This window comes from Rhodoblastus sp. (genome assembly GCF_041915505.1).
In the GTDB taxonomy this organism is placed as follows: domain Bacteria; phylum Pseudomonadota; class Alphaproteobacteria; order Rhizobiales; family Beijerinckiaceae; genus Rhodoblastus.
The window spans coordinates 1-5299 of the sequence record NZ_JAYSBG010000250.1; the positions used below are offsets into that span (position 1 = coordinate 1).

Consider the following 5299-nt stretch of genomic DNA (forward strand, 5'->3'; position numbering starts at 1 on the left):
AGGCGGCGCCCTTCTGCAACAATTCGATGGAAATGCCGTCCGGCGTGCGGATGAAGGCCATATTGCCGTCGCGCGGCGGCCGGTTGATGGTCACGCCGGCGGCGGCGAGCTTGTCGCAGAAACCGTAGATATCGTCGACCTCATAAGCGAGATGGCCGAAATTGCGGCCGCCGGCATAGTCATGCTCGTCCCAGTTATAGGTCAGTTCGAGCACGGGCGCCTTTGTCGAGGCGGCCTCGGCGGCGTCGCCCGGCGCCGCCAGAAAGACCAAGGTGAAACGCCCCTTTTCGCTCTCCATCCGGCGGGTTTCGGTAAGTCCCATCTTGTTGACGAAAAAATCGAGCGTCGCGTCGAGATCGCCGACGCGGATCATGGTGTGAAGATAGCGCATGTCGCCCCTTTCCGGCCCGTCGCGGGCCGTCATCTCTCCATCGCGCGGCCTTTATAGACCAATCCGCGCCGATATGTGTCTTATTACGGACCCGCCCCTGCGTTGCGAAAAGACGCGCCGATCTGCTATTGCATCGGCGCAAGGCAGGAGGACTTCCCTTGACCGACGACGCCGCCCTCAAGGAAAAGGTCGCCTTCAGCTCGATCATCGCCAGCGCCCTGCTCACGATCGGCAAATTGGCCGCGGGGCTGGCGTCCGGCTCGCTGGCGCTGCTGTCCGAAGGCGCCCATAACGCGCTCGACACGGGCGCCACCATCCTGACTTTTTTCGCCGTGCGCGAGGCCAACAAGCCCGCCGACGACCGCCATCATTACGGCCACGGCAAGTTCGAATCCCTGTCCGCCCTGGCGGAAACCGGCCTGCTCGCCGGCCTCGCCTGCTATGTGCTGGTCGCGGCGATCCGGCGGCTCTGGGAAGGGCCGGAGCCGGTCGACGCGAGCTGGCCGGTGTTCGCCGTGCTCGGCGTCTCGATCGCGGTGGACACGACCCGCTGGCTGACCCTGCGCGCCGTCGCCAAAAAGACCGGCAGCCATGCTTTGGCCGCCGACGCCATGCATTTCGCCAGCGACCTGGTCGGCACGGTCCTGGTGCTGATCGGCCTTATCGCCGACCGGTTCGGCTTCCATCAGGGCGACGCGCTGGCGGCGGTCGGCGTCGCCCTTTTCATCGCCTTCGCCGGCTATCATCTCGGCCGCCAGACCATCGAAACCCTGCTCGACACCGCGCCGGAAGGCCTCGCCGAAACCCTGCGCGCCGCGATCGAGAAAATCCCCGGCGTGGTGGCGGTGGAGGACGTGAAGCTGCGGGGCAACGGCCCCCATGTGCTGGGCGAGATCACCGTCGCTGTCTCGCGCACCCTGCCGGTCGAGCGCCTGATCGCGATCGAGCGCGCGGTCAACGCCAAGATCGCCGAAATCTCGCCGGAGACGCAGGCCAGCATCATCACCTCGCCGCGCGCGCTCAACGAGGAAACCATGACCGAGCGGATCATGATGGTCGCGGCGCGGCGCAAGCTCGCGGTGCATCATGTTATCGTGCAGCGTCTCGACGGCCGCGATTGCATCGCCTTCGATCTCGAAATCGACGGCGCCATGTCGCATGGCGCGGCCCATGACATCGCCACCGCGCTCGAAAATGACATCCGCGCCGAACTGGGCGCGAATATCGAAGTGGAGAGCCATATCGAGCCGCTGCAGGACCGCGCCCTGACGGGCCACGACGCCGATCCGGCCATTGTGACGAGCGTTTCCGACAACCTGCGCAAGCTCGCGGTCGAGGGCGGCGTGCTGCTGGGCGTGCATGACGTGCGCGCGCGTCAGACCGAACAGGGCCTCATCGTCAATTTCCACGCCACGGTTGACCCCGGCCTCTCGGTGACCGCGACCCATGACGCGATGGACCGGCTGGAGCGTTCGATCCGCGAACGCACGCCGGGCCTGCTGCGGATCGTCGGCCATGCAGAGCCGGTCAACGCGGCCTGAGGCGCGTGAAGCCCGGCGAAATCGCTCAGTAGCAATAACGCGGCGAGACGCGGACCCAGGCGCCGTCGCCGCGTTGGCGGAAGCAGCCGTCGCGATAGGCGTAATAATTGTTGCGCCGACGCTCGCCTTCCGAGGCGATCGCCGCGCCGAGCCCGGCCCCGACGACGGCGCCGACCACAGCGCCGGTGCCCCGGCCGATCGCGCCGCCGACAATGGCGCCGCCGACGCCGCCCAGCAGCGCGCCGCCCAAGGCGTCCTGCGCGGCGGCGTCATGAACGGGCGTCGCCAAAGCGAGCGTCAGCAGGGCGACGGATCCAAAGCGTCGAAACATGGCGAAGTCCTTTCTTTGTGAATAAAGCGGGATGTAAACAGGCTGTAGCGTTTTCAAGCGAAGTGGGCGCCGGTTCGCGTCAAGAAAACGCGTCAAAACAAAAACCTAGATCGTTTCATTGTTTCCATAAAACAATGAAACGATCTAGCGCAACAACGTGGCCTTGACCCACCATTCGGGATGGCCCTGCGCCACGGCCCGCGCCGCCGCGCCAGCCTGCCGGCAGGTTTCGAACAAGGCAAAACAGGTCGCGCCCGAGCCTGACATGCGCGCCAGCCGGCAGCCGCGCGCGCCCGAAAGCACCGCCAGCACATGACCGACCACCGGCGCCAGCACGCAGGCGGCGTCCTCCATGTCGTTGCGGCCTTTCTTCAGGGTGCGCAAAAGGCCTTCGAAATCCATGCCCGAGGCGATCGCGGGATGCGGTCCATAGCCATAGCTCTCGCCGGGTTTCAGGCCGAGCTTGTGAAAGACCGCCTTGGTCTCGACCGGCACGCGCGGATTGACCAGCACCGCGAAAAGAGGCGGCAGCGCGATGGCGGCGCCGAGCTTTTCCCCGACCCCGCCCATCATGCGCGCGCGCGGCGCAAGGCAGACCGGCACGTCGGCGCCCGTCAGCCGCGCGGCGGCGTAAAGGGCCGGATCGTCGGCGGCGAAACCGTTCGCGCGCGCCAGCAGACGCAAGGCCGCCGCCGCATCGGACGAGCCGCCGCCGATGCCCGCCGCGACCGGCAAGCGCTTGACCAGATGAAAGGCGCCCGTGCGCAAGCCGGGCTTTTCCGCGCGCAAAGCCCGCTCCGCCCGCGCCACCAGATTGTCGCCGCCGTCGCCCGCATCGACCGCCGTCGGGCCGGAAAGGGTCAGGTCGAAATAATCCGCCGGCGTGAAGGTCACGAAATCGCCGGCGCCGGCGAAGGCGACCAGGCTTTGCAATTCGTGATAGCCGTCCGGCCGGCGGCCTTCGATATGCAGGGTGAGATTGATCTTGGCCGGGGCGCGCGCGGAAAGAAGTTCTAGTTCTGTCATATGGCTTTCAATTCCGGCGCCGGCATGAATTCGGGATCGCCCTCGACGGTCGCGAACCGCCCGGCTTCCCAATCGGCGCGGGCGGCGTAAATGCGCTCGCGGTCCGAGGAGACGAAATTCCACCAGACGAAACGCGGTCCGTCCATGGCATCGCCGCCCAGCGCCGCGAGCCGACTCGGCTGCGTCGCGCGCAAGGCCGCCCGCGCGCCGGGTCGGATGACGACCAACTGACCAGCCGGGAACAGAACGCCCTCGATCTCGATTTCGCCGGAGACGATATAGACGGCGCGCTCGTCATGGCCGCCGCAGAGTTCATAGACCGCGCCGGCGTCCAGCACGACATCGGCCAGGAAACAGGTCGCGAAGGTTTTCACCGGCGCGCGCAGCCCGTGCAATGTTCCGATCGCCAGTCGCAGGCGCCAGCCCTCGCCGTCCAGCGTCGGCAACGCCTCGCGGGCGTGATGTTCGAAAGAGGGTTCGGTTTCCTCGAAGCGCTTCGGCAGGCCGAGCCAGAATTGCAATCCGTCCATGCGTCCACCGGTGGCGCGGAAGCCCTGCGGCGAACGCTCGGAATGAACGATGCCGCGTCCGGCCACCATCAGATTGACCGCGCCGGGCTGGATTTCCTGGGCGCTGCCGAGCGAATCGCGATGGAACAAAGCGCCGTCGAGCAGATAGGTCAGGGTGGCGAGGCCGATATGCGGATGCGGCCGCACGTCGATGCCGGCGCCCGCCGCGATATCCGCCGGCCCCATCTGGTCGAGAAAGACGAACGGCCCGACCGTGCGTTTTTTCGCCGACGGCAAGGCGCGGCGCACGCCAAAGCCGCCAATGTCGCGCGCCGCCGGGATGATGGCGAGTTCGACCGCGTCTGGAGCGGGCGCGCCCATGGCGTCACTCGACGTCCAGCGGGGCGACGCCTTTCGCGCCGCCATCGGGACCCTGAACGATCTTCTCGATCCGCGCCTCGGCGCTCTTCAGCAAGACCTCGCAATGTTTCTTGAGGATCTCGCCGCGCTCGTAAAGCGCGATCGACTTGTCGAGATCGACATTGCCCTTTTCGAGCGCGCTCACGATCTCCTCAAGCTCGCGCATGGCGGCCTCGAAACTCATTTTGGCGACGTCGTCGGATTGGCTCAATGTTCTGGTCCGTCCAATGATTGGGCGCCACTATGGACCCGGCTGCGCCCCGCGCGCAAGCTCAGCCCCGGATTCCGACCCTCAGGCCCGGCGCCGGGCGCTCCTGCAGGACCTCGCGGCGGAATCGAAACAAAGCCGCCGGACGCCCGCCGGTGGTGTGAGACAATTCGCCGGTCGGCTCGACGACCGCCGAGGCTTCGACCAGGCGGCGGAAATTCTGCTTGTGCAAATGACGGCCGGAAATGGCCTCGACCGTGGTCTGCAGCGCGGTGAGGGTGAAATTTTCCGGCATCAGCTCGAAGATCACCGGGCGATATTTCATCTTGGCCCGCAGCCGGCCCATGGCGGTGGCGAGAATGCGGCGGTGATCGGCCTGCATCGATTCGCCGAGCCGGGGGCGCTCGCCGAAACCCGGCGCCGGCTCGCGGCCGTCGCGCACGCTTTCCTCGACCAGACCGGCCTCATAGAGCAGCTCGTAACGGTCGAGCACGTTTTCCTCGTCGAAACGGTCGCCCTCCTCGCCGAACAATTGCCGCACGCGCTCGATGCGCGACAGCCCCCGGCGATGGGTCGATTCGCCGCCGCGCGCGATAAAGGCGCGCAGGCCCGGCATGATCGTCGCGTCGATCAGCGACGGACGGCCCTGGCGCCAATCCTCCCAGGGAAAGAAGCGATACCATTCGCGAAAGCCCGCGCCCGGCGCGGTGGCGACATCCTTGCCGCAGATACGGGTGAGCGCGAGATAGCCGACCGAGACGACATGGGGATCGCGGCTGTCGGCGCCGCTGTCGCGGCCGCGGTCGCCAAAAGTGTAGAGCTGTTCGACATAGCCGACCGGCACGCCGGTCTGTTCCGCGACCCAGGCGCGCA

7 protein-coding genes are annotated in these 5299 nt (G+C 66.8%); 1 reads left to right on the top strand and 6 read right to left on the bottom strand.

What is annotated here, in order from left to right; translation table 11 throughout:
- On the bottom strand, nucleotides 1-391 hold a 391-nt coding region (locus ACE3S9_RS14280; protein WP_374547148.1), incomplete at its 3' end, for a VOC family protein.
- Nucleotides 392-549: 158 nt separating this feature from the next.
- Here ACE3S9_RS14280 and ACE3S9_RS14285 point away from each other — a divergent pair.
- Entirely contained in the window at nucleotides 550-1932 is a 1383-nt protein-coding gene (locus ACE3S9_RS14285; RefSeq protein ID WP_374547149.1) for a cation diffusion facilitator family transporter, read from the top strand.
- A gap of 25 nt (nucleotides 1933-1957) precedes the next feature.
- On the opposite strand, the gene ACE3S9_RS14290 is transcribed toward ACE3S9_RS14285, so the two are convergent.
- The 5 genes from ACE3S9_RS14290 to ACE3S9_RS14310 form a co-directional block, all read right to left on the bottom strand.
- Nucleotides 1958-2263 (bottom strand): glycine zipper domain-containing protein, encoded by a 306-nt coding sequence (locus ACE3S9_RS14290; RefSeq protein ID WP_374547150.1) that lies wholly within the window; start codon nucleotides 2261-2263, stop codon nucleotides 1958-1960.
- Between the two features lie 144 nt (nucleotides 2264-2407).
- Entirely contained in the window at nucleotides 2408-3289 is an 882-nt protein-coding gene (locus tag ACE3S9_RS14295) for a 4-(cytidine 5'-diphospho)-2-C-methyl-D-erythritol kinase (RefSeq protein WP_374547151.1), read from the bottom strand.
- A complete protein-coding gene (locus ACE3S9_RS14300; RefSeq protein WP_374547152.1) occupies nucleotides 3286-4179 on the bottom strand; it encodes a pirin family protein in 894 nt (297 codons plus the stop codon). The genes ACE3S9_RS14295 and ACE3S9_RS14300 overlap by 4 nt, the downstream gene beginning before the upstream one ends.
- Nucleotides 4180-4183: 4 nt before the next feature.
- Nucleotides 4184-4402 (bottom strand): exodeoxyribonuclease VII small subunit, encoded by a 219-nt coding sequence (locus ACE3S9_RS14305; RefSeq protein WP_374547154.1) that lies wholly within the window; start codon nucleotides 4400-4402, stop codon nucleotides 4184-4186.
- Between the two features lie 88 nt (nucleotides 4403-4490).
- Nucleotides 4491-5299 (bottom strand): NAD regulator (locus ACE3S9_RS14310; RefSeq protein WP_374547153.1); only part of this gene is annotated, 809 nt, incomplete at its 5' end.

Bases quoted from the DNA above. Each gene is read 5' to 3' on its own strand.
- ACE3S9_RS14290 (WP_374547150.1), bottom strand. From the start codon at position 2,263: ATGTTTCGACGCTTTGGATCCGTCGCCCTGCTGACGCTCGCTTTGGCG.
- ACE3S9_RS14295 (WP_374547151.1), bottom strand. From the start codon at position 3,289: ATGACAGAACTAGAACTTCTTTCCGCGCGCGCCCCGGCCAAGATCAAT.
- ACE3S9_RS14300 (WP_374547152.1), bottom strand. From the start codon at position 4,179: ATGGGCGCGCCCGCTCCAGACGCGGTCGAACTCGCCATCATCCCGGCG.
- ACE3S9_RS14305 (WP_374547154.1), bottom strand. From the start codon at position 4,402: ATGAGTTTCGAGGCCGCCATGCGCGAGCTTGAGGAGATCGTGAGCGCG.